Genomic DNA, 24,716 nt, shown 5'->3' on the forward strand with positions numbered 1-24,716 from the left:
GGCGGGACGCGGGGCGGGGTCAGCCGGCGGCGGTGCGCTCGGGGGCGGAGCCGGTTCCGGAACCGGTGCCGTTCTCGGCCCCGGGCTCCTCTGCTTCGGGCTCCTCGTCCCCGGTGCCGGGCCCGGCCGCCCGCGCCCCGCGGCTCCGGCGGCGCAGCAGCACCATGGCGGTGACCAGCACGGCCGCCGCCGCGACGACGCCCACGGCGGTCCACGGCGAGTCCAGGAAGAGTTCCAGCCAGGTGCCGACGATCCCGGAGATGACCATGCCCCACAGGCCCGCCCAGGCCAGGCCGCCCAGGAACACGGCGGCGAAGTAGCGCGGGAAGCGCATCCGCACCACGCCCGCGGACAGGTTGATGGCGGTCTGCATGCCGACGGTGAAGAAGCTCAGGGTGACCACGGGGGCGCCGTAGCGGTCCACGAGGCTCTTGGCCCGCTCCAGGCGGGGCCCCAGGCGGGCGCCCATGCGGCTGCGGTTCACCCCGGCGCCCAGCCCGCGGCCGATCCAGTACGTCGCGGGGGCGCGCAGCAGGATGACGACGAGCAGGGTGAAGTAGACGACCCAGAAGGGTTGTCCTTCGAGGAAAGCGAACTGGGGCATGGACGGGTCTCCCAACCTTGACCCCCCTGAGTTTGCATTGCCTTACCTAACCCGGGCAAGGGGCGAAGGTCGGAACGTGACCGAAAAGCCGCCCCGTTCGTCCCTTTTTGTCCGATGGGTGGCGAGACTCACGCCCCGCCCGCCCGCGGCTCACTCCCAGGTCAGGCGGACACCGCCGCGCGCGACGTCGCGGAGATCGTCGCCGACCCCAGCACCGTGTCGCCCCGGTCCCCGTCGTAGACCACCACGGCCTGCCCGGTCGCCACCCCGGTGGCGGGCTCGGCCAGCCGCACCACCAGCTCGGGGCCGTCCGCGCCGTCCCGCTGGTGCACCTCGGCCCGGTACACCTCGCCGTGGGCGCGCAGCTGCACGTGGCAGCCGACGGGCTCGGCGGGCGGCTCGGCGCCGCTCCACACCGGGCGCACCCCGGTGATCGTGTCCACCCGCAGCGACTCGCGCGGGCCCACCGTCACCGTGTTGTTCACCGGCTCGATGGACAGCACGTAGCGCGGGTTCGGGGAGCCGCCCAGGCCCAGGCCCTTGCGCTGGCCCACCGTGAACGCGTGCGCCCCGCCGTGCGAGCCCAGCACGTTGCCGTCCTCGTCGAGGATGTCCCCGGGCCGCTCCCCCAGCCTGCGGTTGAGGAACCCGGCGGTGTCGCCGTCGGCGATGAAGCAGATGTCGTGGCTGTCGGGCTTGTCGGCCACCGACAGGCCGCGCCGCTCCGCCTCGGCCCGCACCTCGGCCTTGGTGCAGTCGCCCAGCGGGAACATCGCGTGCTCCACCTGCTCGGCGGTGAGCACGCCCAGCACGTACGACTGGTCCTTGTCCCGGTCCACGCTGCGCACCAGCCGCCCGTCGACCTTGCGGACGTGGTGGCCGGTGGCGACCGCGTCGAAGCCCAGGGCGACGGCGCGGTCCAGCACGGCCTCGAACTTGATCTTCTCGTTGCAGCGCAGGCACGGGTTGGGGGTGTTGCCGGACTCGTACTCGGCGACGAAGTCCTGCACGACCTCTCGGTCGAACTCCTCCGACATGTCCCACACGTAGAAGGGGATGCCGATGACGTCCGCGGCCCGGCGGGCGTCGTGGGAGTCCTCCACCGTGCAGCACCCGCGGGCGCCCGTGCGGTAGGACTGCGGGTTCTTGGAGAGCGCCAGGTGGACGCCGGTCACGTCGTGGCCCGCCTCGGCCACCCGGGCCGCGGCGACCGCGGAATCGACCCCGCCCGACATGGCGGCCAGTACACGCAAAGTCATAGTGCTTCCAGCCTATGCGCCCGTCGGGGGTGTGCGGGGCGGGTGTGGTCGTCCGCTCTGCGAAAATCGACCCATGGCTCTGTTCCGTCGTCGCCGCTCCAACGACACCACCGATTCGACCGCCGCGATCACCGCGTTCTGGGAGGCCTGGCCGTCCCTGCGCGACCCCCTGGCCGAGGCCGCCGAGGCGGACCGCCCGGTCTCCGACGAGGCCGCCGAACGGGTGACCGCGCTGGTCAAGGCCGTGCACCCGGACCTGGACTGGGAGGTGGGGCCCGCGCCGAGCGCGCCCGCCCCGGACCTGACCGACCTGGACCTGTCGATGGACGTCGACCCCGACGAGCTGCTGGCGCGGCTGGCCGCGCTGGACGACCCCGGCTCCCTGGCCGAGCCCGCCGCCCACGCCCTCACCCTGCGTCCGGGCGCCTCCGACGACGCCCGCATCCAGTCCGAGCGCTGGGCGCGCTCGGCCCCCGAGGACGGCGCCTGGCGGTTCCTCCCGGCGCGGCCCGCCGACCACGACGGCCTGACCCGGACGGTGACCTGGGACGGCCACGAGCTGGACCTGTCCCACGTGTCGGTGTCGATGCGCGTGAACCACGCCACGGGCCGGATCGAGGTGGGCGTCTACCACCCGGACAACATGTTCCTCTCCGAGGAGGTGCGCCGCTCCCTGGCGGACCACGTGGTGATGCTCGCCCTGGGCGAGGACGACATGGTGCGCTACATCGCCAAGGTGGACCCGCTCGACGAGTCGCCCATGGACCCGCTGCCGCCCACGTCGATCCCCGCGACGGTGCGCCAGATGGTGGACATGCTCGGCGGCGGCGAGGGCGGCTGGGTCACCCTGCACGGGACCGGCCCGGGCCGCGGGCGGGTGACCTTCTCCGCCCGCCATCCGCTGACCCGCCGCGACTTCCCGGCGCTCACCCTGGCCGTGCGCGTGATCGTGCCCTACGCCGAGACCGCCGCCGACGGCAGCCCCGGCGAGTCGTCCGAGCTGGCCCTCCAGGACCTGGAGAACCGGCTCAACCGGGTGCTGGGCGACAACGGCGCGCTGTTCATGCACCAGACCGTGCCCGGCCGCAAGGACATGCTGTACTACCTCGACCCCGACTCGGGCGCGCTGGCCCCGTTCGAGGAGGAGCTCAAGGGCTGGGCCGAGGGCGACCTCAAGCTCAGCACCCAGCTGGACCCGGCCCGGAGCGTGTTCGGCGGCCTGCTGCGCCCCTACCGCTCCTTCTTCAAGAACTGACGCGTCAAGCGGGGCGGGCCGGGCGTGGACTCCCGTTGACCGTGGGACGACCCGGTGCGGACCCTCCCGCACCGGGGGCGCCGCGCGGGTCAAGCCCTGTCACCGCGTTGCACATCTGGCGCTCAAGCCCCAAGAGGCGTAACGTGGCCTCCCCGCCAGGAGGATGATTCGGCCTGATGGACGGTGTGCTTCCCCGCGCTCCCACGGGCCGGCCACGGATCGCCGCGGTCGGTGCGATCCTCGCCCTGTGCCTGGTGGGCGCCCCGCTGATGTCGCTCTTCCCGCTGGCGCTGTGGGAGTTCTCCCGCGCCCTGACGCTGAGCGACGCGGGCATGGGGCTGTTCCTGCTCGCCCCGGTGGTCACCGGGGTCGTCCTGCTCATGGCGTGGATGGCCGACCGCTGGCTGGCCGGGTTCGGCGTCGTGCACGCCCTGACCTGCTCGGTGCTGGTGACCGGCACGGCCATGGCGGTGCCGGTCGTCGTGTCGTTCCTGGCCCCGGACGCCGCCCCGCTGCCGGGCGGCCCCAACGTCAACATCCCATTCCTGACCGGGGTGATCTCCACCCTGGGCCTGGGCGCCGCCATGCTCTCCACCCGGCTGCCGGGCGCCCGAGCCCCGGGCACGCTGCCCGCCGTCGCCGTGGTGTTCGTCCTGCTGCTCCTGCTCCCGGTGCTGTCCGAGGCGATGCGCGGCCACACCGCCGCCGAACGGGCCGGGGCGCTCATCCGCGGCTACGGGCGGCCGATCACCGTCCTGGACCACCCGGACTGGACGCTGGCCGCCGCCCACCGCACCCACCAGGGGCTGCGGCTCACCTACCTCGACGGCGACGGCGCCCCGCTGTACGTGGTCACCTGGGACCGCGCCTCCGAGGGGATCGACCAGGGCTGCGACTACCCGGGGACGCGGTGCGTCCGCAGCGGCGACACCGTCGCCGTCCACCACTCCGCGACCGAACCGGCCGAGCTGCGCGTCGCCATGGGCAACGGGCGGATCGTGAGCCTGTCCCCGGGCTGCGGCCCCGGGGCCGACCTCGCCGCCGCGGCCGACCGCCTGCGCCCGGAGTCCCCGGGCGAGCGCGACCTCCTCGCCGAGGCCCTCGCCCCCCTCCCCTGGCGCTGACGGCCCGCCCCGGGGCCGCCTCATCCGTCGCCGCGTTCGGCGATCTCCTTGACGGCGGCGAGCCTGCGGTCCCATGCCTCGGCGACCCGTTGCAGGTCGCGGCCCACCTCGTCGAGCCGGGAGCCGATCGCCCGGTACACGACCTCGCGCCCCCGCCGGTGCGACTCGACCAGGCCGGCCGCGCGCAGCACCTCCAGGTGCTTGCCGATCGCCTGCCGGGTGACGGGCAGCTCCGCCGCCAGCGCCGACGCCGAGGCGGGCTCGCGGCCCAGGCGCACCAGGACCGCCCACCGGGTCTCGTCGCCCAGGGCGGCGAACACCGTCGCGGTGGCGCCGCCCCCGCCGTCCGGGACGCTCACTTCGGCTCCCCCGCCAGGTGCGCGGTCAGCGCGGCGAAGCCCCCCGCCCAGCCGTCGGCCTCCGCGGCGGCGTTGTCGGCCGCCGCGCCGAACCGGGGCGCGAGCGCGTCGAACCCCGTCTGGGCGACGGTGAGCAGGGTCCCCTTCCCGGAGGGGCGCACCGCCAGCTCGACCAGGGTGGAGCCCTCCTCCCTGGGCTCGGTGTCCGGCTCGGCCGCGATGCGGTAGGCGAACCGGCTCGGGGCCTCGGCCGCCACGACCCGCCCCCGGTAGGTGCCGTGCTCGTCCCAGTGCAGCGTCATGGGCGCCCCGGCCTCGGGGCGGAAGCCGGCGCCGCCGAACGCGTACCAGGCGGCGAAGTGCGCGGGCGTGGTGACGGCCTCCCAGACGCGCTCGGGCGGGGCGTCGATGTGAACGGCCCGGTGCACGGTCAGCGGGTCCACGTGCTCGCGGGCGGCGGCCAGTTCGATCCGCCAGCCCTCGGTGTTCTCCTCCAGTCGGCGGCGCCGGTCGGCCTCGGTTCCGCCGAGGGTGTCGAACCCGCTCTCGACCACGGTGAGGCGCACCCCGCCGGGGCGTTCCTCCAGGTGGAACTCGACCAGGGTGGAGGCGTCGCTGTCGGCGTCCAGCCAGCGGAACGCGGCGTAGCCGTGCGGGTCGAGCTTCTCGGTGCGGAAGCGGAAGTCGCCGTGCACGGGGTCGCGGACGATGTCGGTGTCGCCGTCGCGGTCGATCCTGTGGTCGATGACGGCGCCGTCGTTGATGAACCATCCGGGCCGGGTGACCAGGTCCCAGACGCGCTCGGTCGGGGCGTCGATGTCGATGGAGCGTTCGATCCGGTCGGTGTCGGTCATGGTGGAGCCCTCCTCTAGTGCAACCCCAGAGTTGCACAGCGAAGGCCAAGGTGCAACCAAGGGGTTGCATCGCCTTCTTTGCGACACGCCCTCCGGTTGCGTCGCGGGAACGGCCCGCGCGGCGATCCTGAGGTGGTGGAGACGACGATGCCCGCCGCGTCCGCCGCCCGCGGCCGCCCCGTGAGCGAGCCCGGGCCCGACCGCCGCACGCCGTGGCCGCCGGCGCCGCCGCGGGGGGCCGACCGGTGACCGGGGCCGAGTGGGGCGACGAGGAGCTGTTCGACGAGCTGCTGCACCGCCTGAGCCCGGGGGACCGCGCGGCGATCGCGTCCCCGGACCGCACGACGGTGCTGCTGGACGGCGGGGACGGCGGGAAGCCCTTCATCCTGCACGTGGATCCGGCCGCCCTGGGTGTCCGGCTGCGGACGACGGCCCGGGAGGCGCGGGAGGTCTTCCCCGACGCGGAGCCGCTGATCGCCGCACTCCGGCTGTTCCTGGTCCACGTGGACGAGGCCGTCGACACGGCCCCGCCGGACCACCGCCACCTGGCCCTGGAACCCGGGGGCGTCCGCGCCCACCGCGTCTGGGCCTGACGGCCGGTCCCGGAATGTCCGAGGGGCGCGGCATGCTCCTCCCATCGGCACGGCGCACCGGGGACGACTCGGGAAGGCGCCCGGTGAAAGGACTCCCCATGTCGTTCCAGGCCTACCTCGACACCATCGAGGACAAGACCGGTCTCACCCCTCGGCAGCTGGTCGACCTCGCCAGGGGGCGCGGTCTCGACGCCCCCGACACCAAGGCCGGGGTCATCCTCGCCTGGCTCAAGGAGGACTACGACCTCGGCCGCGGCCACGGCATGGCCCTGGTCCACGTCATCAAGAAGGGGCCCAAGATCGACGCCAAGCACGTCGGCACCACTGGCTCCCACCGGGACGAGTCCGACACCCTCTGGCTCGACGGCAAGGCCACCCGCCCCTGACCCCTCCCCTCCCCCGGGCCCGCGACGGCCCCAGGAGGCACCGCCCGAACGGTGCGCCGGGGGCCGTCGGCGTTCAGGCGAGGGCGGTCGCGACCAGCGCCGTCGCGCCCCCGCCGAAGACCACCGTGTTGCGGATCCACTGCTGGAGCCGCACCCAGCTCGGGAAGGCGTCCTCCGCGGCCTTCAGGAACGCGGGGACGTCGATGCGCAGCAGCTCGGGGTCTCCCTTGCGTTCGAACGCGGTCCGCACCGACGAGGCGGCCGTGAGGTTGCTCCAGACGATCAGCCCGTTGCCGACCAGCACCAGCGGCATGAGCACCAGTCCGACCGGCTGCGCCCAGGGCGCGCCGGCCAGGTTGAGCGCGGCCAGGGCCACCATGAGCACCGCCACGGAGACGGGGGCGGCCGTCTCGTGGCCCCCGGCGTCGAACCTCATCCCGTTGTCGGCCAGGACGCCGCCCCGCACGCCCTGCCGGGCGAGTTCGGCCTCGGCCGCGGCCGTGGCGCGGGCTCCGAAGCGGTGGCGCACCAGGGGGATGCTCACGAAGGCGGCGGCGATGAGCAGCTGCATGACGGCGGCGAGAACGTACATGGGGGGCCTCCCGGCCAGAGGACTTGATCTAAGTTCAAGTGGATCGTAGCCCAGCACTTGAACTTAGTTCAATAGAGTTGTCGAACTAAGTTCAAGTCCGGTGTCCGACCTAGGATGAGCGCCATGCCCCGCAACACCCTGACCAAGCCCCAGATCGTCCGGGCCGCCATCGACCTCCTCGACGAGGAAGGGCTGGACGGCCTGAACATGCGCGCCCTGGGCCGGCGGCTCGGCGCCGCCCCGACCGCCGTCTACTGGCACGTCGAGAACAAGGACGAGCTGATGCTCCTCGCCGGCGACCACGTGTGGGAGGAGATCCCGCTCCCCGCCGCCGAACCGGCCGACTGGCACGCCGCCGCCCGGGCCCTGGCCACGGACCTGTACGCGATGTTCGGCCGGCACCCGTGGCTGGTGCAGGCGTTCGGCTCCCACCTTCTCTACGGCCCCAACAAGAGCCGCTACGACGACCGCTGCCTCGCCGTCTACGAGGCGGCCGGGCTCACCGCCCCGGAGGCCGACCTGGCCGCGGCCGCCGTCTTCACCTACGTCCTGGGCAACACCCTGGGCGCCGCGGCCACCGCGTCGCTGTCCCGCCGCATCCGCGTGCGCGGGGGCGACCCGGAACAGGAGATCCCCCGGGCGGTGGAGCAGGCCACCGCCGTCGCCCGGGAGTTCCCGCGGCTGCGCGAGCGCGTCGACTCCCCGGCCGCCGCGTACAACGCCGCCCCCGACTCCGCCTTCTCCCACGGGCTCGCCCTGCTCCTCGACGGCATCGGGGCGAAGGCGGTCCGCTGAGGAGGCCCGGGGACCGTCGGCGTCCGGTCCCGGTCCGGGGCGGGGCTCAGGCGGGGTCGCGGTCCGGGCCCGCCGCCCCGCGCACCATGGCCGCGACGAGCCTGCGCACGTCCGCCTGGCCGAACGCCCCCGCCGGCCCGGTGACCAGCGTGAACAGCGCGCCCCCGTAGAGCGTGGCCAGGGTGGCCACCGCCCCCGGCGGCACCGACGTCCCCAGCACCTCGTGCAGGTCGACGGTGTCGGCCAGCACCGCCCGCTCCAGCCGACCCAGCACCTCCTCCAGCGCGGGCCGCCGCCGGGCCTCCAGCCGGAGCTCGAAGATCGCCAGGTAGCGGTCGCGCAGCACGGTCGCCGCGCCCCACAGCGACGCCGCGATCATGTCGGTCAGCTCCTCGGGCCCGGTCGGCCCGGCCATCCCCTCCGTCGCGGCGGCCATGTCGGCGGTGTGCAGCTCCAGCACCCGTTCCGCGGCGGCGACCAGCAGCGCCTCCCGGTTCCGGAAGTAGTTGGTGGCCGTCCCGGCGGGCACCCCGGCGCGGGCCTCCACCGCCCGGTGCGTGACCCCGTGCATCCCCTCCTCCGCCAGCAGCGCGATCGCGGCGTCGGCGAGGGCCCGGCGTCGGCGCAGGTTGGCGGGTGGCATGGGGCCGAGTATAGGACTCGGCCGCTTACCACTACCATCGTATTGAATGGTGGTGGAGGACCGAGGCTTGGAGGGATCATGGGCGGCGGAACACTGACGGCGACGGTGGTCGGCGGCGGCATCGCGGGGCTGGCCGCGGCGACCGCGCTCGCCCGGGCGGGCTGGCGCACGACCGTGCTCGAACGCCGCACCGGCGGCCCCGAGGTCGGCGCGGGCGTCGCCGTCCCCCGCAACGGCGTCGCCGCCCTCGCCGCCCTGGGCATCGGCGGCGACCGGCTCGCCTCCCTGGGCCACGAGACCGTCGGCACCGGGTTCCGGGACACGCTCGGCCGCCCGATCCTGCTCATCCCGGACGACCTCGAAGAGGTGCGCGAGGCCGTCACCATCCGGGGCTTCCACCGCCGGCGCCTGCACGCGGCCCTGGCCGACGCCGCCCGCGACAGCGGGGTGGAGGTGGTCACGGGCGCCCGGGTCGCCAACCTGTCCGCGGGGACGCCCGGCGGGCCGCGCGCCGCCGTGTCGTGGCGGGACCCGGCGAGCGGCGAGGTGCTGCGCGCCGACGCCGACCTGGTCGTGGGCGCCGACGGGATGTGGAGCGCGGTGCGCGGCGTCCTCTTCCCGAGGGTGCACCCGGCGTACAGCGGCAGCACGAGCTGGCGGGCGATCGTCCCGGACACCGAGCGCGACGGACGCCTCTTCGAGTACTGGGGGCCGGGCGCGGAGTTCGGGGTCATGCGGGTGAGCGACACCGAGCTGTACTGGTACGGCTACGTGCGCGCCCCGCGGGGCGCGGTCGTGGCCGACGAGCTGGCGACGGCCCGCGCCCGCTTCGTCGGCTGGGCGCCGGAGGTCACCGGGCTCATCGAGCGCACCGACCCGGCCGACCTGATGCGGCACGACGTCCACCACCTGCGCGGCGGGCTGCCGACCTACGTGCGGGGGCGGGTCGTGATGATCGGCGACGCCGCGCACGCGGCGCTGCCCACCATGGGCCAGGGCGCGGCGACCGCGCTGGAGGACGCGGTGGCGCTCGGCACGCTGGTCGCGGCCCCGGTCGCGGCGGGCGCGGACCAGGCGGAGGCGATGGCCCGCTTCGACGCCGAGCGCCGCCCCAAGTGCCGGAGCATCGCCCGGCAGGCCGCGTTCATCGCCCGGGTGGGCGCGGACCTGGGCGGCGGCTGGCGGCAGTCGGTGCGCAACGCGCTGCTGCGCCGGGTGCCCGCGCGGGCGCTCGCCCTGGCGGGTTCCTCGGCGGTGGGCTGGGACCCCGACCCGGCCGTCCTGGGCGGCCCGTCCGGACCGGGAACCGATCCGGAACGCCCCTGACGGCTCCGGCGGACGGGGTAGGTCCTCCCGGGAGGGCACACGGACGGTGAAGGGGGAACCGATGGGCGACGCCACGGGGTCGGGACGCGGCCGGGGCACCCGGCCGCTGCGCGGGGTCGGCGGGCTCAGCCGCGCCGAACTGGACGCGGCCCGCGACCGGCTGCTGCCGGACCTGCTCGCGCCGGGGATGAAGGTGGTGTTCTGCGGGGTGAACCCGGGGCTGACCACCGCCGTGCGCGGCCACCACTTCGCCGGTCCGGGCAACCGGTTCTGGCCCGCGCTGGCGCTGGCCGGGTTCACGCCCGAGGTGCTGCCCCCGGAGCGGGAGGGCGAGCTGCGGGGGTGGCGGCTCGGGCTGACGAACCTGGTGGCCCGGCCCTCCCGCGGCATCGACGAGCTGACCCCCCAGGAGTACGCCCGGGGTGCGGAGCTGCTGCGCGAGAAGGTGCGCAAGTGGGAACCGGAGTGGCTGGCGATGCTGGGCGTGACCGCCTACCGCGCGGCCTTCGGGGCGCGAAAGGCCGCGGTGGGGCCGCAGGAGGAGGGGATCGGCGGCACCCGGGTGTGGCTGCTGCCCAACCCGAGCGGCCGCAACGCCCACTGGACGCTCGCCTCCCTGGCCGGGGAGTACGCCCGCCTGCGGGAGGCCGCGGGCCTGCCGGACCTCCATCCCGACCGCCTCCCCTGAGCCCGGCCGCCGACCGGGGGCAGCGGCCGAGGGGCGTCGGCCGGGAGCCGCGCGGGCGCGGCCCGTCGGCGGGCCTGTGTGCGGCCCCGGAGCACGGCCCGGCAGCGGCCCGGGGTGCGGTCCCGGCGCGCGGTTCCGTCGACGGTCCGGGCACGCGGTCCCGGCATGCGGCTCCGGAACCCGGCCCCGGTGTGCGGCACCGCCAAGAGCCCGGTGTGCGCCCCGGGCGTCCTGTCCCGGCGTGCGGCACCGTCAAGGGTCGGGCGTGCGGTCCCGTCGACGGTCCGGGCGTCCGGCCCCGGCATGCGGCTCCGTCAGGGGCCCGGCATGCGGCTCCGTCAGGGGCCCGGCATGCGGCTCCGTCAGGGGCCCGGCGTGCGGCTGCGTCGACGGCCCCGCAACGGTCCGGAGCCCGGTCCCGGCCACCGGTCCCGGAGCACGGCCCCGCCGACGGCCCGGCGCCCAGCCGCCCGGCGGGGCGGCGTCCGCCCGCCGTCCGGCCTCGGTACGGCGCCCGTCCCCGCCGCCCGTGCGGGGGCCGTCAGGCGGGGGTGATGCCCTCGACGATCCGCAGGACCTCCTCGGGGTCGCCCTCGGCGGTGAGGTCGTCGCTCTCCTCCACCTCGGCCCAGTAGGCGTCGTCCACGTAGGAGAGGTGGACGACCACCCCGGGCTCCGGGGAGAAGATCGCCGTCGACCCGTTGTAGTGCCCGTCGCCGTCCGGCAGCTCCCGGGCGGGCGAGTCGTGGAACTCCTCCTCCAGCACGGTCCCGGTGGCCTCGTAGTAGGCGTCGATGTCGGTGAAGTCGTCGCGCCGCATCACGGACACGTACAGGCTGGAGACGGCGACGGCCTCCCGTTCGGCCATCACCTCGCCGAAGTCGTCGACCAGGTGGTCGACCTGGATGGTGTCGGCCAGCCAGGAGCGCTCGACCTCGTGGGTGTCGGGAACGACGTGGCCGTCCCGCTCGGCCAGGGCCGTGTGGTCCAGGTCGTAGGGGGTGCCCGTCACGTCGTCGGGCAGGTGGCCGATCTCGTAGCCGTTCAGGTCGCCCTCGGCGGGCAGGTACCCCTGCGCCTCCAGGAAGGGAGCGGCCTCCTCCAGGGACATGTCCTCGGAGGGCGCCTGGCCGTCCGCGCCCGGGAGCGGCAGCCCGTCCTCCTCCACAGCCCGGACGGAGGCGGCCTCGGGGGTGGGGGCGCAGGCCGTGGCCGCGAGGGCGAGGAGGGCCAGGGCCCCGAAGGCGGTCTTCGCTCGGTTCGTCATGCCCCCATCCTCACCGCGCGGGGGCGGGGGCGCCTGAGTACGGCGACGCGTTCCCTCTGGGGCGGTGAGCGCTTGTGCGCGGACGCCGGACCTGGTAGGCGCGGCCCGGAACGGCGGGGCGCCCCCTCGCGGGGCGAGGGGGCGCCCGGTGTGCCGGATCCCCGGCGGCCGGTCCGGGGCCCTCGGGCGGCGGCGTCAGTCGAAGAGGTCCTCGGCCCGGGAGATGTCGAGGGCCCTGTCCAGCCAGGAGTTCAGGGTGTCGAGGTCGCCGCAGGACCGGATCCGGGTGCGGACGCCGTCGGAGACCGCGATCCCCCTCTTGGCGAGGACGCGGAGCACGCTGTCGGCGACCCCTTCCTCGCGGCCCTCCTCACGGCCTTCCTCACGGCCCTCTTCACGGCCCTCTTCGCGGCCGATGCCGACGTACTTGCGGGCGAAGTCGCTCTGCCATTCGTAGGTGTCCACGGACATCAAGCCCTCCAGCTCCTTACGGGCCGCCTCGTTGAGGCCGGCCAGCACGTAGTCATAGTAGAACGGACGGTTCGTCTCACCGGCGGAGTCCAGCGCCTCGACCAGGGCCTTCAGCACCCGGCCGTCGCGCCCGCCGTGGGCGTGCGCGGACAGCACCGCGAGTTCGGGCAGGGCGCGGGCCCGTTCGGGGTCCACCACCACCGGCATGGTGTCGGGGCCGACCACCAGGGGGCGCAGGGTGAACCCGGGGTGGCCGGTCTCGATCGGCCGCGCGCACCAGCGGGCGACCGCCTCGTCCGGGCAGAGCACCACCAGCACGGCGGGGCATTCGAGGCGCCCGTACAGGGTGGCCAGGTAGGCGGGCAAACTGAAGTGCTTCTCCGTGTCGCGGTCGTTCTGGCGTTCCACGGCCACCGCCAGGACGGGGTGGCCGCCGTCGCGGAGCAGGACAGCGCCGTCGGCGTTCCACTCCTTGGGATCGCAGTTGGTCAGGACGGAGGAGGTCAGGACCGCCTCCGTGTGGCCGGGGACCGGAAATCCCAGGGCCTCGCGCAGCAGGACCGGGACGGTCTCCGGCCTGTTCTGGATCAGCCGGAGCGGGATCTCGTGGGATCGACTCGGCATCGGGCTCCTCGGTCGTTCGTCGCAGGGGTGCGGGGTGGGGGGCCGCGGGCGGGGCCCGCGGCCCGGAGGGTTCACGCGGTCTCGAGCAGGTCGGGCGGATCGGGCGGATCGGGCAGGGTGAACGCCGCCCAGGTGTGGCGGCCCAGGTCGCAGCAGTCGCAGACCGGCCGGTGCCCCCACACGGTCGCGGTGGCCTCGATGAGGAGCAGGCCCCGGCCGCCCTCGGCCAGCGCCCACTCCTCGTCCGTGCGGGCGTAGGGGATGCGCGGGACCCGGCCGCCGGTGCCGCCGTCGTCGGTGAACCCGACGCAGACCCGGCCCCCGATCGCCCACAGGGTCCGGACCACCCGCCCGCCCGAGCGGCCGGAAGCGGTGTACTTGAGACAGTTGGTGAACAGCTCGCTGCCGCAGAGGAGGACCGCGTCGACCGTGTCGGGGGCGAACCCGCGCAGGTCGGCGGCCAGGTCGGAGCGCATCCGGGCCAGCTCGGATGTGGTGCCCGGGTAGCGGCGCGGCGGCCAGGCGCGGACCCCGGTCATACGCCCGCCTCCCTGCGGTGGTTCCGGGCGACCCACACCCGGACGGCCCTCTCCAGGTCGGCGAGGTCCGGCGGCACGAACGGGTCCCGGGCGGGGGCGGGCCGGGGCGCCACGGGGGCGAGCAGGTCCCCGGGGGGCATCGGGCGCGGTGCCGGGATGCGGGGCGGCGCGGAGGGGTCGACAGGTCCGCCGGTCCAGCGGGCCAGGCGGGCGCGGGCGTCGGCCTGCGCGCGGTCGGCGTCCTCGGCGGCGGCCGCGAGGGAGTGTTCGTGGGCGGTGTAGTAGGGCCGGACCAGGGCGACGTCGTCGGCCGGGAGGACCTCGGCGGGCGGCGCGGGGGCGGCCGGGAGGTGCGGGGCGGAACGCCGGGCGGGTCCGGGGTTCGCCGCGTAGCGGCGGACCCGGGTCGACCTGCGGCGGAACCCGAGGAGACGGGTCCGGGAGTGGCGGCCTCGCGGCGGGGAGAGGAGCGCTTCGAGCAGGTGCAGGGCACGGCTCAAAAGCGCGGCGCTAAACTGGCTCACGCTGGCAATCCTTTGGAGTCAAAGTGGTGAATTGCTGGCCACGACCCCGGGCGCCTTACGAGCGTCGCGGGGTCACTGTTTTCGGTTGTCAGGCAGAGATTATGCGATGGCAGAGACGATAGGGCCTGTTGGGGCGGGATCGGGCCGGGAAAATTTCATGGGGGGGTGTCTGTGCAGGTGGGGGCCTCTCTGGGAATTTTTCTGGCCATTTTCATCAAAGGCGCTATTCGGTCATTCGTCATGAAAAAAGCCCCCGTCCTGGAATTCCAGGTCGGGGGCCCGCACCGCCGCGCGGTCGGCCGGCGGTGCCCGCCGGGGCCGGGCGGCCACGGCCCCGGGGCATGGAGAAGTCCCCCGCGCGGACACGGGGAACGGGGGTGGAACCGGGGGTCAGCGGCCGGTGCGCACCCCGGCGAGGAGCGCGGACCACTCGGTACGGCCGAAGGCCAGGTGCCCGGCCTCGCGGTTCCGGGTGTCGCGCACGTCGGCACCGGTCTCGTGCTCGCGCACCTCCACGCAGTTGCCCCCCGAAGACGAGTAGGACGACTTGTGCCAGAGTTCATTGCTCACAGTAGTTCTTCCAATACCTTTCGCGACTGGCCAGCGGGAAGCGCGGCACCGAGCGCCTGCTTCACCAGACCCTGCAAACGGGCGTACCCGTCGGAGTCTGCGTAGACGACGTTACCGTCCACGTGGTCGCTGGAAACAGCCGTTCCGCCGTCGTGCATGTGGAAGACGAGGAGCATGGACGTCACCCCCAGCAGGAGGGATCCGGAGGGGACCAGGTGGATCCTCACCCGCCCCGCGTCGGTCAGCTCCACCAGGTGGCGCGCCTGCTCCACGCGCACCGCCTCGGGCACCAGCGTCAGCGCCGTCTCCGGGAACACGGCGACGACCTTGGGGTCGTTGTCGCTGCGGAGCTTCTCGTAGCGCCCGCACCGCAGCGCGACCAGTTCGTCCAGGTCGGCGCCGGTCTCGCCCATCAGGGATTCTTCGAAGATCAGCCGTGCGTACGAGGGCGACTGGAGGAGGCCGGGAATCAGCAGCGGCGAGACCAGCTCGATCAGGCGCGCGAGTTCTTCGAGCCGCACCAGGTCGCGCATGTACGCCGGGAGGCCCGCGCCCTCCCTGTCACCGACCCACGCCTTCAACAGGGCGCCGTAGGCCTTGACCGCATCATCGAGGATCTGGACGTTGTCCCGTTGCGGCGTGGTCTTGCCCGCTTCCCACCGGGATACAGACGCCGACGACGTACCCGCGCGCGCCGCGAGCTGCCTTTGTGTTAATCCTGCTAGTTCGCGTGCTTTGGCCAATCGTGCCGGGAATTGCTTTGCAGTCATGTTGCAAAGCCAATCAGAGCGCTACGGCCCCGACCATGTCTTTACGGGAATACTTATCTATCTGGTGGAGCGCGCCCCGCGCGACGACCCTGGGGACATGAACGACACCGCTCACACCCCCGCCGCCGATGACGGAACGGCGGCCCTCGCACTGCGCTCGGCGCTGCGCCGCCGGGGGATCGCCGCGGCGGACGGCGACCCGCCGGGCTCGGTACGCGCCGAACACGCCGGACGCCGGCTCACCGTCCGCCACGCGGACGGCCGGTGGTGGCGGCCGATGCCGGGCCGACCCCACGTCCTCTTCCCGGGCGCCCCCTCCGGCGGCGAGGAGGCCCTGGCCCGCGACCTGGCCGCCGAACTCCTGCGCCGCCTGTGAACGGCCGCACCGGACTCACCTGGGCCGAGTTCGCCCGCCTCGCCGCGCCCCGGACCCGGCCCGAGAACGCCGCGCCCCCGACCGCCGGGCCGCTCCCCCGGCGCACCTCCACGACCCGCACGCCCGTACGCACCACCGAGAAGGAGAACACGATGCCCGAACCGACCACCGCCGCCCGCAAGCGCCGCACCGACCGGCCCGTCACCCGGGTCCAGCGGGAGCGGGCCGACGAACTCTTCGACCGGCTGTCCTCGCTGCTGCGCGACGCCGCCGACCCCACCGTCGACCCGGCGTCCGTCCTGCGCCGCGCCGACCGGGCGTTCGAGGCCCTCCACCGGTACCTGCGGGGCGGCGGCGCCCTGCCCACCCCCTGGCTCGACGCCCGCCGCTGACCCGCCGCGGACGCAGGGAGCCCTCCGGCCGGGCGGTGGGACGGCGGGGCCGCCGGGCGGGGGGACCGCCGCACGGCGGCGCGGGGCCGGTGGGACCACCGCGTGCGCACCCCGTGCGGAACGCCCGTGCTCCGCACGGGACACGCCCCCGCTCCGCCGCCGGGCCACCGGGCGGTTCCGGTGCGCCCGGGGCGGGACCGGCGGATGGGCGTACGGCCGCGCCGGTGTCCGCTCCGCCCGGACGCCGGGGCCCGGAGGGACCCGCGAGCCCACGGGCCGCCGCGCCCCCTCTCGCGCTGCGGGGCCGATGGGCCGCTCGGAACCACGGGCCGCCGCGCCTCCGCCGTCCGGCCAGACCCGAAAGGCCCCACCGGCCACCGTGCCCTCCACCGCGCGGCGGGACCCCGCGGAGCCACCTGCCACCGCATCCCCTGCCGTACGGCAGGGCCCGGGAGGAACCGCCCGGCACCGTGCCCTTCACCGCACGCCGGGACCCGGCGGAGCCCTCGGATCCACGGGCCGCCGCCCCTCTGTCGCCCCATGAGGCCCGGTGGGACCCCCGGATCCACCGGCCGCCGCGCGGTAAGGCCCGAGGGAAGCGGTGGGACCCATGGGCCCGCCGACCGCCTCGGCCCTGCCGTACGGCAGGGCCCGGGAGGAACCGCCGGGCGCCGTGCCCTTCCCCACGCGGCGGGATCCGGTGGGGTGCTCGGATCCACGGGCCGCCGCACTTCTGCCGTAGGGCGAAACCCGAGGGGCCCGGGCGAGGCGCTCGAATCCACCGGCCGCCGCGTCACCTGTTGCGCTGCGGGGCCGGTGGCCGCCCGGTCGCCGCGCCCTCCACCGCGCGGCGGGCCCGCTCACACGTCGCGGTGGTGCCCGTTCCCCTGCGCCGCGGCACCCGCCCCGCAGCCGGCGTCGGCGACCGCCCCGAGGCCCGGCTCCCCGGCCGGGCCGGTGTCCGGTCCCGCGCCCGGTCCGGCCCCGTCGGCCGCGCCCCCGTCACCGCGCTGCTCACGCAGCATCCGGTCCAGCCGCTCCACCTGCGCGCCCAACTGCTCCAGCCGCGCCATGACCTGATCGTGCTGCACGGCCTCCAGCTCCTGGTCCTCCTCCCAGCGCACCTCGTTGACCTCCTGCTCCATGGAGGTCACGATGACGCCGATGACCAGGTTCAGCATGATGAACGCCGTGAGCACGATGTAGATCACGAAGAACATCCACCCCAGCGGGTGGTCTTCGAGGACGGCGTCCGACACGTCCGGCCAGTTCTCCGTGGTGAGCAGCAGGAACATCGTGTACAGCGACGTTCCCAGGTCGCCGAAGAACTCCGGCACGTCCTCGCCGAACAGCTGCTGGGCGATGATCGCCGCGGTGTAGATGGTCACCAGCAGCAGCCCGATGACCGTCCCCATGCCCGGCACGGAGCGGAACAGCGCCGTCATGATCATCCGCATCTGCGGGACCGCCGTGATGATCCGCAGGATCCGCAGCACCCGCAGGATGCGCAGCACGGAGAACGGGCCGGTCGCCGGGATCACCGAGATCGCCACGACCAGGAGGTCGAACCAGTTCCAGGGCGCGCGGAAGAAGTCCCCGCGCCAGGCGTAGAGCTTGAGCCCCATCTCGATGACGAAGACGCCGACGATCACGTGCTCGGCGACCAGAAGATAAGGAAGGGCGGAACCCCCATAAGTCGCCCAACCCAAAATCCCCGCATTGACCAGGATCACCAAAAGCATCACATTGGAGAACCACTGGCTCTCCACCACACGGGTGACCTGTTCCCTGCGCAATGTGCCGTTCCCCTCCGCAATTCCACCCCCGATTCGGACAGTGGCCACCCAGATATATCAAAAGCAACCGAACAACTCTTCGGCGCGTCCCCCGGCGGCGTTCGGCGCGTCGCCCCGGGCGGCCACCGCCCCGGCCGTCGGCGGGGTCCGGGACCGACCAGGAAGGATACGGGGCGTTCCGGCGCAGGTCATCGGGGCCGCATCCGCGGCCCCGTCCCGGCGGGGCGGCCCGGGCCACCGTCCCGGCCGGCGCCCGGAGCCGGACGGGCGCGGCCGCGCGGCGCCACCGGTCCCGCACGGGCGCATACCGGCGCCGGACGGTCACGGGCGGATGACGACCGGGGCGATTCACGGGTGCAACACACCACATCGGCAATTCCGGCTGGAACACACTCGGCGCGTAAACCGGGCCGAAAAAGCGCCAACGGCGGGGAATCCGCGAGCCGGAGCGGAAGGAAGGCCCCCGGAGCCCGGTACGTCCGGACACCCGTCGGGGTTCCTGCGAACGGGCGGCGCACTGGTATCTTCTCTGCTGGCCTCCGGCCCCCACCGTCCCCAGCCCCCTCGGCCGCACCGGTCCCGGGACCGCGCCCGGACCGGCCCGCCCCGCCCAGCGGGAGGGCCGCCGGAACCGCCGCGCGAACCGGAGTCCGGAACCCGGGATCCGACGGACCGCACCCGGACCCCGCCCCCGACCGAGGAAAGAGAGCCATGGCGGAGCTGAAGTACTTCACCGGAGCCATGAACTCGGGCAAGAGCACCATGGCCCTCCAGGAGCACCACTCCCGCGGCAGCGAGGGCGTGCTCTACACCCGCCAGGACCGCGCGGGCGCGGGCATCATCTCCTCCCGCCTGGGACTGGTGTCCCCGGCCGTCGAGGTGACCGACGACCTCGACCTCTACGACGACGTCGCCGACCGCAAGGCGCCGTACGTGATCTGCGACGAGGCCCAGTTCCTCTCACCCAAGCAGGTCGGCCAGCTGGCTGGCGTCGTGGACGGAATGCGGATCGACGTGTACTGCTACGGGATCCTCACCGACTTCCAGGGGCGGCTCTTCCCGGGATCGCAGCGGCTCGTGGAGCTGGCGGACAAGATCGAGGTGCTGCCGGTGTCCGCGCGCTGCTGGTGCGGGGAGCGCGCCACCCACAACGCGCGCGTGGTGGACGGTGTCATGGTGTACGAGGGCGAACAGGTGCACATCGGCGGCAACGAGTCGTACGCGACCCTGTGCCGCCACCACTTCATGGCGGGCGTCGCCTGACCCGCGGCGGGGACCGGGGCCGGCTGATCGGTGACCCGTACCCCGCAACCGGCGGCCCGTACCGGTGGCCGGTCAGAGGACGGGTTCCGAGCCCAGGACCGGTTCGCCGGCCATGTGCCCGCCGCCCCGGCACCCGGCCTTCCGGAACGGCAGCGCCCGGGGCCTCCCGGGAGAGGCGCCGCGGTCGCCGCCTCGGTGCCGCGACGCGGGTGGCCCGCGATCAGCCGTCGATCTCCAGGCACAGGGTGTTCCCGCCGAGTACGAGCGTCTTCTCGCTTCCCGACACGCCCTCACACCTGGCGTACAACCCCGCGGCCCCCGTGTCGTCGGCTTCGAGGAGACTCGTTCCCGGCCGGACGGCGAGCACCTCGTACCGGCTGTTCGCCGCCAGGCAGGGGATCTCGGTGTACACGGTGGACTCCCCTCCCCCGTAGACGGCCAGGCAGTCGCCCGCCTCGATGTCCGAGGCACCGTCGTTCACCGCCTGGCCGACCCAGGCCGCGAACCCGAAGTGGTTGGCGTACAGCACCAGGAGGACGACCGCACAGCCCAGGGCCCACCACCAGCCGTTGCCGCCGTCCTCCTGGGGCTCCGGCGGCTTCTCCGGCTGCTTCTCCGGCTGCTTCTTCGGCGCGGCCGGCTTCGGGTCCCGCTTCCCGGCGGACACCGCGTTCGAGGAGGTGCCCCACCTCTCCGCCCCTTGGGGAGGCTTCCAGGAGTCACCGGACCCGCGGACGAACTCGAAGCTGCCCGACCACTCCTCCCACGTCCTGCTCGTGATCCCGTTCCGCGTGGAGGCGCGGTAGGACTCCCGCCCCGGGCGGACCGTGAAGGTGACGCGGCCCCCGCTCCGGAGGGTGATCAGGCCGGCGTGGACGGCGGCCAGGCCCACCGAGGAATCGTCGCTGTAGATGCCGTCGCCCCAGACGGAACCCGCGCTCTTCGTTCCTCCGGGCGGCAGGACGTAGGAGAAGGAGTGGTGGTCCCGGCCGCGGAACCGCTCGGCCGTGGCGTCCCAGCCGACCTTCTCCCCCTCACGCCCGAGGTCGTCGACCCGGCCGTGGAACGCGTCGGCCATGGCCTTGTAGTGGGTCTCCCGGCGGGCGTCGTGCCCCTCGGCCTCCGGCCGTTTCCCCCCGCCCTTCTTCCCCTGCTTCGACCCCTCCCCCTTTCCCTGCTTGGTTCCCTTCCGCTGTTCCTTGGCGCCCTTCGACCCTCCCGGCTTCTCCGGCGCCTTCTCCTTCGCCCGGGTTCCGGACCGCGCGGCGGACCCCTCCTTCTTCCGATCCGGCTCCCGATCCGGCTCCTGCGGCTCGGAGTCGACGAGGGTCATGAGCAGGGTCTTGTGCAGGGTGATGACCTCGGTGACCGACTCGGGCGGCCAGGCTCCGCCCGCCCCGGGGACGTCCCCGGCGTCGGCCAGTGCGCGGAAGGCGCCCAGCACCTCGTCCGGGGTCGGCCGGTCCGCGGCCTCCTTGGCCAGGCAGCGTTCGACGGTCGGGGCGAAGCCGTCGGGCACCCCGCTCAGGTCCGGCTCCCCGTGCACGATCCGGTAGGTCATCGCGTGGGCCGGGCCGTCGCCGAAGGGGCCGCGGCCGGTGGAGGCGAAGACGAGGACGCACCCCAGCGAGAACACGTCGCCGGGCGGGCCGACCGCGTCCCCGAGGATCTGTTCGGGCGGCATGAACGCGGCCGTGCCCATGACGGTGCCGGTGCGGGTGTACGACGTGGCGTCCAGGGCCCGGGCGATGCCGAAGTCGATGAGCCGGGGGCCGTCCTCCCCGAGGATGATGTTCCCCGGCTTGATGTCCCGGTGGATCACGTCCCTGGCGTGCACCGCCTTGAGGGCTTCGGCCAGCCCCGCACCGAGCACGGCCGCCGACGCGGCCGGCAGCGGACCGCTCCCGACCACCGCCTGGTGGAGGGTGGGGCCGGGGAGGTAGGTGGTGGCCAGCCACGGCGGATCCCCCTCGGTGTCGGCGGCGGCGATCTCGGCACCGTAGAAGCCGCCCACCCTGCGCGCGGTCCTGACCTCGGTGGTGAAGCGCCGCCGGAACTCGGGGTCCGACGCCAGGTCGGGGCGGACGGTCTTGACCGCCACCACGCGGCCGCCGGGCGAGCGGCCGAGGTAGACCACTCCCATACCGCCGACGGCCAGGCGCCTGTGGAGGGTGAAATCGCCGATCCGGGCGGGGTCGCCGCCCTGGAGGGGGGTCGTCATGGCATCGCTTTCCGCGGGAGGCGTCCGTCGGGTCGGGTGGATCATGCCAGAGCCGTACCGCCGTGGACACGCTCCGTCCACTTCCGGCCACACGGGCACGGCGTCCGGGGCCTTGCGCTAGGGCGGTGGGGGTTCCGGGGAGTAGGACGGCGGAGCGGCCGGGGTGGTTCGGCGGGGCACCGGAGGCGGCTCGGCGGAGGCGGTTCGCGGGGCTGCCCGGGACGGGACCGGGGCTGCCCGGGACGGGACGACGGGAACACGGGAACGGTTCGGCAGAGCGCCGAAGGCGGCTCGACAGGGCTCCGGGGCAGGGGCGCGGGGACGCGGGGACGCGGAGTCGCAGGGCCGCGGAGTCAGAGGAGCGCGATCGGGGGCACGGTCGGGGACGCGTCGGGGGCGCGACCCTGAGGGCGCCCGCGCGCACCCTGTGGAACACCAGGGGGGCGGGGCGCGCCGAACCGGGGCCCTCCCCTGATGTGCCCCGGCCGGGGCCGCGACTAATTTCGGTTCCGCGGCCACACCGGAATTCTCCGACCCCGTCCCGGCCCCTCCGGGCGGAAAGGGATTCCCCGGCGCGAGAACCGCGGAACCCTCCGTTCCCGGAATCCACCGGCCGCCGGACCGGCCCGGAACGCCCCGCCCCAGGGGCGTTCGGCACGTCGGCGGCCATGCCCTCGGCCCTGGTCGGCGGCGGCGCGGACCGGTTTCCGAGCCTTTCCCCCATCAGGCCGAACACGTCGGCCGGCGAATCCCGGAAGTTGGGAGTTGCAGGTGCGGACCAGGGATTCTCTGTATTTCCGGTATGCGTACAACGACCTCAGGAAGAACAAGGGCGTCACCCTCGCGCTCACCGTCGTCCTCACCCTCAGCGCCTTCCTCATGGCCACCGGCGCGATGGTCATGGAGCGCACCGTCGGCGCGGTCGACCGCCTCTTCGAGCAGGCCGAACCCCCGCACTTCCTCCAGATGCACCGGGGCGACCACGACCCCGGGGCGCTGGCGCGGTTCGCCGCCGAGCAGCCCGGGATCGACGCCTGGCTCATCAAGGAGATGCTCGGCTACGACGGCGCCTCCCTCACCTGGCGGCGCCCCTCGACCGGCGAGACCGGCGACTTCGGCGACAGCCTGATCGACAACCTCTTCGTCACACAGAACGAGGAGTTCGACTTCCTCCTCGACGGGACCGGGGCCGCCCCGCGCCCCGGACCAGGCGAGGTCTACGCCCCGGTGGCGTACCGGCAGCGGTTCGACCTCCGGGTCGGCGACGAGCTCGGGATCGGCACGGACGGGGGCGTCCACCGGCTGCGCGTCCAGGGGTTCGTGCGCGACGCGCAGATGGCGTCGTCGCTGGCCTCGTCCACCCGCTTCCTGGTCTCCGAGGCCGACCACGCGGCACTGGCGGCGGCCGGAGGCGGCGCCCCCGAGATCATCGTCGAGTACCGGCTGGCCGACCCCGCCGGGGCCGCCGACCTGCAACGGGCGTACGAGGCCGACGCGGACCTGCCCGCGAACGGGCAGGCGGTCACGTTCGCGATGATCCGCCTGCTCAACACCTTCGGCGACGGCCTGGTGGCGGCGGCGCTGGTGTTCGCGAGTCTGCTGCTCATCGCGATCTCCCTGCTCAACCTGCGCTTCGTCATCCGCGGGACGATGGAGGACCGGGTCCGGGAGATCGGCGCGATGAAGGCCATCGGCATCCCGGCCCGGGAGGTGTCCCGGCTGTACCTGGCCAAGTACGGCCTCATGACGCTGCTCGCGTGCGCGGCCGGCGGGGGGCTGGCCGTCCTCGCGCTGGAGCCGCTGACACGGGGCGTGCGGATGAACTACGCCGAGCCGCCGCCGGGGCCCGCGACCGTCCTGGTGCCGCTGCTGGCGCTGGCGGTGGTGTACCTGTTCGTCCTGCTGGTCTGCCGGGGGGTCCTGCGCGGGGTCGGGCGGATCGAGGTCGTCAACGCGCTGGTGCACGGGAGCCTCCTCGACGAACGCGGGACCGCGCGCCGGGCCGCCCGCCGGGCCCGCCGGGTCCGCCGGTCCGCCCTCGCCCCCGAGCCCCCGGCCGCCCTGGACACGACCGGCGTGGGCGCGGCGGGCACGGAAGACCCGGCCGCGGGAGGCGCGGCAGCCGGTACGGGCACCGTCGGCACGGCAGGCCCGGACCCGAAGGCCCCGCCCCCGACCCCGGACGCCTCGGACACGACGGGCTCGACCACGGGAGTTCCGGCCACACGGGCTCTGGCCACAAGGCCCTCCGGGATCGCGCTCCCCGGCCTCGGTGTGAACGGCCGCCTGGTCCTGCTGGACCTGCGGGCCGAACTCGGGCAGTGGGCGCTGGTCCCCGCCGTGTTCTTCCTCGCCGCCGTCCTCATGACCCTGCCGACCAACCTGCTCAGCACGTTCGAGGACCCCCGGTTCGTCACCTACATGGGCGCCCCGCAGAGCGACCTGCGCGCCGACCTCCAGTTCTCCGACGACGTCGACGCCGTCCGCGCGGCCCTGCTCGCGGACATGCACCGCGACGAGCGGCTGACGGGCGTGCGCGCCTTCGCCACCGTGCCCTACCGGGTCCGGGGCGAGGAGGGCTGGGAGACACTGCGCGTCGAGGTGGGCGACCACTCCGGCGACACGGTCGAGTTCGTCGAGGGCGGGCCGCCGGGGGCCGGGGAGATCGCGCTGTCCGTGCTGAACGCGCAAGCGTTCGGGGTCTCGGCCGGGGACGGGCTGACCGTCCGCCGCGGCGGGACGGACGACGGGTCCGGGGAGGCCGGGGAGGCGGGCGGGACCGCGACCCTCACCGTCAGCGGCGTCTACCAGGACGTCACCAGCGGCGGGTTCACCGCCAAGGCGCAGGGCGAGGTGACGTCCGGCGCCACCGGCTACGTGGTCTACGCGGACACGGTCGGCGACACCGACCCGGCCGGCGTCGCCGCCGACTACGGCGAGCGCTTCCCCACCGCCTCCGTGATCCCCATGCGGGAGTTCGTCCGGCAGACCCTGTCGCACGTGACCGGCACCCTGCACGAGATCGCCGTGCTGTCCGTGGTCTTCGGGGTGGGGGTGGCGGTGTTCATCACCAGCCTGTTCCTCGAACTGCGGCTGGCCCGGGACCGCCGCAAGACGGGCGTGCTGTCCGCGCTCGGCTTCTCGGCCCGCGAGATCGCCGCGCAGGTACGGGCCAAGACCCTCCTCGCGGTGGCCCTCGGCACGGTGGCGGGGCTGGTCTTCGCGGCGACGGCCGGCGAGGCCGTCGTCGGGGCGCTGCTCGCGGCGGCGGGGCTGGGGATCGCGGACCTGGCGCTGCTGCCGGACCCGCTGCTGGTCTACGCGGCCTACCCGCTGCTTCTGGTCGGCGCCGGATACCTCGGCGCCGTGTTCCTCACCGCGCGTCCGCGCGGTACCGACAAGAGTGCATGGCTCAGGAGCTGACA

At 74.4% G+C, this 24,716-nt stretch carries 25 protein-coding genes; 11 read left to right on the forward strand and 14 right to left on the reverse strand.

Annotated features, from left to right (window positions below):
* Positions 1–19: 19 nt before the first annotated feature.
* Positions 20–604, reverse strand: a complete 585-nt coding sequence (locus tag KGD84_RS27020) for a DedA family protein (protein WP_220563157.1) — start codon at positions 602–604, stop codon at positions 20–22.
* Positions 605–765: 161 nt separating this feature from the next.
* Positions 766–1,863 carry a tRNA 2-thiouridine(34) synthase MnmA gene (gene mnmA, locus KGD84_RS27025; protein ID WP_255646837.1) on the reverse strand — a complete coding sequence of 366 codons (1,098 nt, stop codon included), beginning with the start codon at positions 1,861–1,863 and terminating at the stop codon, positions 766–768.
* Between the two features lie 73 nt (positions 1,864–1,936).
* Here mnmA and KGD84_RS27030 point away from each other — a divergent pair, with 73 nt between their 5' ends.
* Together KGD84_RS27030 and KGD84_RS27035 are read left to right on the forward strand one after the other, a co-directional pair.
* Positions 1,937–3,118 (forward strand): DUF695 domain-containing protein, encoded by a 1,182-nt coding sequence (locus KGD84_RS27030; RefSeq protein ID WP_220563158.1) that lies wholly within the window; start codon positions 1,937–1,939, stop codon positions 3,116–3,118.
* Positions 3,119–3,294: 176 nt separating this feature from the next.
* Entirely contained in the window at positions 3,295–4,242 is a 948-nt protein-coding gene (locus tag KGD84_RS27035) for a hypothetical protein (protein ID WP_255646838.1), read from the forward strand.
* Positions 4,243–4,262: 20 nt separating this feature from the next.
* On the opposite strand, the gene KGD84_RS27040 is transcribed toward KGD84_RS27035, so the two are convergent.
* The gene (locus tag KGD84_RS27040; protein ID WP_220563159.1) at positions 4,263–4,601 is read right to left on the reverse strand and encodes an ArsR/SmtB family transcription factor; all 339 of its coding nucleotides are present in this window, start codon (positions 4,599–4,601) and stop codon (positions 4,263–4,265) included.
* The gene (locus tag KGD84_RS27045) at positions 4,598–5,455 is read right to left on the reverse strand and encodes an SRPBCC domain-containing protein (RefSeq protein WP_220563160.1); all 858 of its coding nucleotides are present in this window, start codon (positions 5,453–5,455) and stop codon (positions 4,598–4,600) included. Before KGD84_RS27045 ends, KGD84_RS27040 begins: the two co-directional genes overlap by 4 nt.
* A 245-nt stretch (positions 5,456–5,700) precedes the next feature.
* On the opposite strand from KGD84_RS27045, the gene KGD84_RS27050 reads away from it, so the two are divergent.
* Entirely contained in the window at positions 5,701–6,048 is a 348-nt protein-coding gene (locus tag KGD84_RS27050; RefSeq protein WP_220563161.1) for a hypothetical protein, read from the forward strand.
* 98 nt (positions 6,049–6,146) lie between these two features.
* Entirely contained in the window at positions 6,147–6,434 is a 288-nt protein-coding gene (locus KGD84_RS27055; RefSeq protein WP_220563162.1) for a DUF4287 domain-containing protein, read from the forward strand.
* Between the two features lie 73 nt (positions 6,435–6,507).
* Here the strand turns inward: KGD84_RS27055 and KGD84_RS27060 are convergent, their stop codons facing one another.
* Positions 6,508–7,026, reverse strand: a complete 519-nt coding sequence (locus KGD84_RS27060) for a hypothetical protein (RefSeq protein WP_220563163.1) — start codon at positions 7,024–7,026, stop codon at positions 6,508–6,510.
* A 123-nt stretch (positions 7,027–7,149) separates the two neighbouring features.
* Between KGD84_RS27060 and KGD84_RS27065 the strand changes: the two genes are divergently transcribed.
* Positions 7,150–7,821 (forward strand): TetR/AcrR family transcriptional regulator, encoded by a 672-nt coding sequence (locus KGD84_RS27065; protein ID WP_220563164.1) that lies wholly within the window; start codon positions 7,150–7,152, stop codon positions 7,819–7,821.
* A 46-nt stretch (positions 7,822–7,867) separates the two neighbouring features.
* On the opposite strand, the gene KGD84_RS27070 is transcribed toward KGD84_RS27065, so the two are convergent.
* Positions 7,868–8,464, reverse strand: coding sequence for a TetR/AcrR family transcriptional regulator (locus KGD84_RS27070; protein WP_220563165.1), 597 nt, complete (start codon positions 8,462–8,464; stop codon positions 7,868–7,870).
* 78 nt (positions 8,465–8,542) lie between these two features.
* Here KGD84_RS27070 and KGD84_RS27075 point away from each other — a divergent pair, with 78 nt between their 5' ends.
* Positions 8,543–9,790, forward strand: coding sequence for an FAD-dependent monooxygenase (locus tag KGD84_RS27075; RefSeq protein WP_220563166.1), 1,248 nt, complete (start codon positions 8,543–8,545; stop codon positions 9,788–9,790).
* Positions 9,791–9,851: 61 nt separating this feature from the next.
* The gene (gene mug / locus KGD84_RS27080) at positions 9,852–10,478 is read left to right on the forward strand and encodes a G/U mismatch-specific DNA glycosylase (RefSeq protein ID WP_220563167.1); all 627 of its coding nucleotides are present in this window, start codon (positions 9,852–9,854) and stop codon (positions 10,476–10,478) included.
* 541 nt (positions 10,479–11,019) lie between these two features.
* On the opposite strand, the gene KGD84_RS27085 is transcribed toward mug, so the two are convergent.
* The 6 genes from KGD84_RS27085 to KGD84_RS27110 form a co-directional block, all read right to left on the reverse strand.
* Entirely contained in the window at positions 11,020–11,745 is a 726-nt protein-coding gene (locus KGD84_RS27085; RefSeq protein ID WP_220563168.1) for a hypothetical protein, read from the reverse strand.
* A 195-nt stretch (positions 11,746–11,940) separates the two neighbouring features.
* Positions 11,941–12,840 (reverse strand): hypothetical protein, encoded by a 900-nt coding sequence (locus KGD84_RS27090; protein ID WP_220563169.1) that lies wholly within the window; start codon positions 12,838–12,840, stop codon positions 11,941–11,943.
* Positions 12,841–12,911: 71 nt separating this feature from the next.
* The gene (locus KGD84_RS27095; RefSeq protein WP_220563170.1) at positions 12,912–13,379 is read right to left on the reverse strand and encodes an ATP-binding protein; all 468 of its coding nucleotides are present in this window, start codon (positions 13,377–13,379) and stop codon (positions 12,912–12,914) included.
* The gene (locus KGD84_RS27100; RefSeq protein WP_220563171.1) at positions 13,376–13,903 is read right to left on the reverse strand and encodes a hypothetical protein; all 528 of its coding nucleotides are present in this window, start codon (positions 13,901–13,903) and stop codon (positions 13,376–13,378) included. Before KGD84_RS27100 ends, KGD84_RS27095 begins: the two co-directional genes overlap by 4 nt.
* 390 nt (positions 13,904–14,293) lie before the next feature.
* Positions 14,294–14,473, reverse strand: a complete 180-nt coding sequence (locus KGD84_RS27105; protein ID WP_220563172.1) for a DUF397 domain-containing protein — start codon at positions 14,471–14,473, stop codon at positions 14,294–14,296.
* Positions 14,470–15,243 (reverse strand): helix-turn-helix domain-containing protein, encoded by a 774-nt coding sequence (locus KGD84_RS27110; protein WP_220563173.1) that lies wholly within the window; start codon positions 15,241–15,243, stop codon positions 14,470–14,472. The genes KGD84_RS27105 and KGD84_RS27110 overlap by 4 nt, the downstream gene beginning before the upstream one ends.
* 97 nt (positions 15,244–15,340) lie before the next feature.
* Between KGD84_RS27110 and KGD84_RS27120 the strand changes: the two genes are divergently transcribed.
* Both KGD84_RS27120 and KGD84_RS27125 read left to right on the forward strand, forming a co-directional pair.
* A complete protein-coding gene (locus tag KGD84_RS27120; protein ID WP_220563174.1) occupies positions 15,341–15,619 on the forward strand; it encodes a hypothetical protein in 279 nt (92 codons plus the stop codon).
* Complete coding sequence (locus tag KGD84_RS27125) at positions 15,616–16,011, forward strand: hypothetical protein (RefSeq protein WP_220563175.1); 396 nt, start codon at positions 15,616–15,618, stop codon at positions 16,009–16,011. Before KGD84_RS27120 ends, KGD84_RS27125 begins: the two co-directional genes overlap by 4 nt.
* An 860-nt stretch (positions 16,012–16,871) precedes the next feature.
* On the opposite strand, the gene KGD84_RS27130 is transcribed toward KGD84_RS27125, so the two are convergent.
* Positions 16,872–17,807 carry an ion transporter gene (locus tag KGD84_RS27130; protein ID WP_220563176.1) on the reverse strand — a complete coding sequence of 312 codons (936 nt, stop codon included), beginning with the start codon at positions 17,805–17,807 and terminating at the stop codon, positions 16,872–16,874.
* A gap of 711 nt (positions 17,808–18,518) precedes the next feature.
* Here KGD84_RS27130 and KGD84_RS27135 point away from each other — a divergent pair.
* On the forward strand, positions 18,519–19,070 hold the full coding sequence (locus KGD84_RS27135) for a thymidine kinase (protein WP_220563177.1): 552 nt from the start codon (positions 18,519–18,521) through the stop codon (positions 19,068–19,070).
* A 220-nt stretch (positions 19,071–19,290) separates the two neighbouring features.
* Here the strand turns inward: KGD84_RS27135 and KGD84_RS27140 are convergent, their stop codons facing one another.
* On the reverse strand, positions 19,291–21,291 hold the full coding sequence (locus KGD84_RS27140) for a protein kinase domain-containing protein (protein ID WP_220563178.1): 2,001 nt from the start codon (positions 21,289–21,291) through the stop codon (positions 19,291–19,293).
* A gap of 771 nt (positions 21,292–22,062) precedes the next feature.
* Between KGD84_RS27140 and KGD84_RS27145 the strand changes: the two genes are divergently transcribed.
* A complete protein-coding gene (locus KGD84_RS27145; RefSeq protein ID WP_220563179.1) occupies positions 22,063–24,714 on the forward strand; it encodes an FtsX-like permease family protein in 2,652 nt (883 codons plus the stop codon).
* The last annotated feature ends 2 nt before the right edge of the window (positions 24,715–24,716 follow it).

The sequence above is a fragment of the Nocardiopsis changdeensis genome, from assembly GCF_018316655.1.
In the GTDB taxonomy this organism is placed as follows: Bacteria; Actinomycetota; Actinomycetes; order Streptosporangiales; family Streptosporangiaceae; genus Nocardiopsis; species Nocardiopsis changdeensis.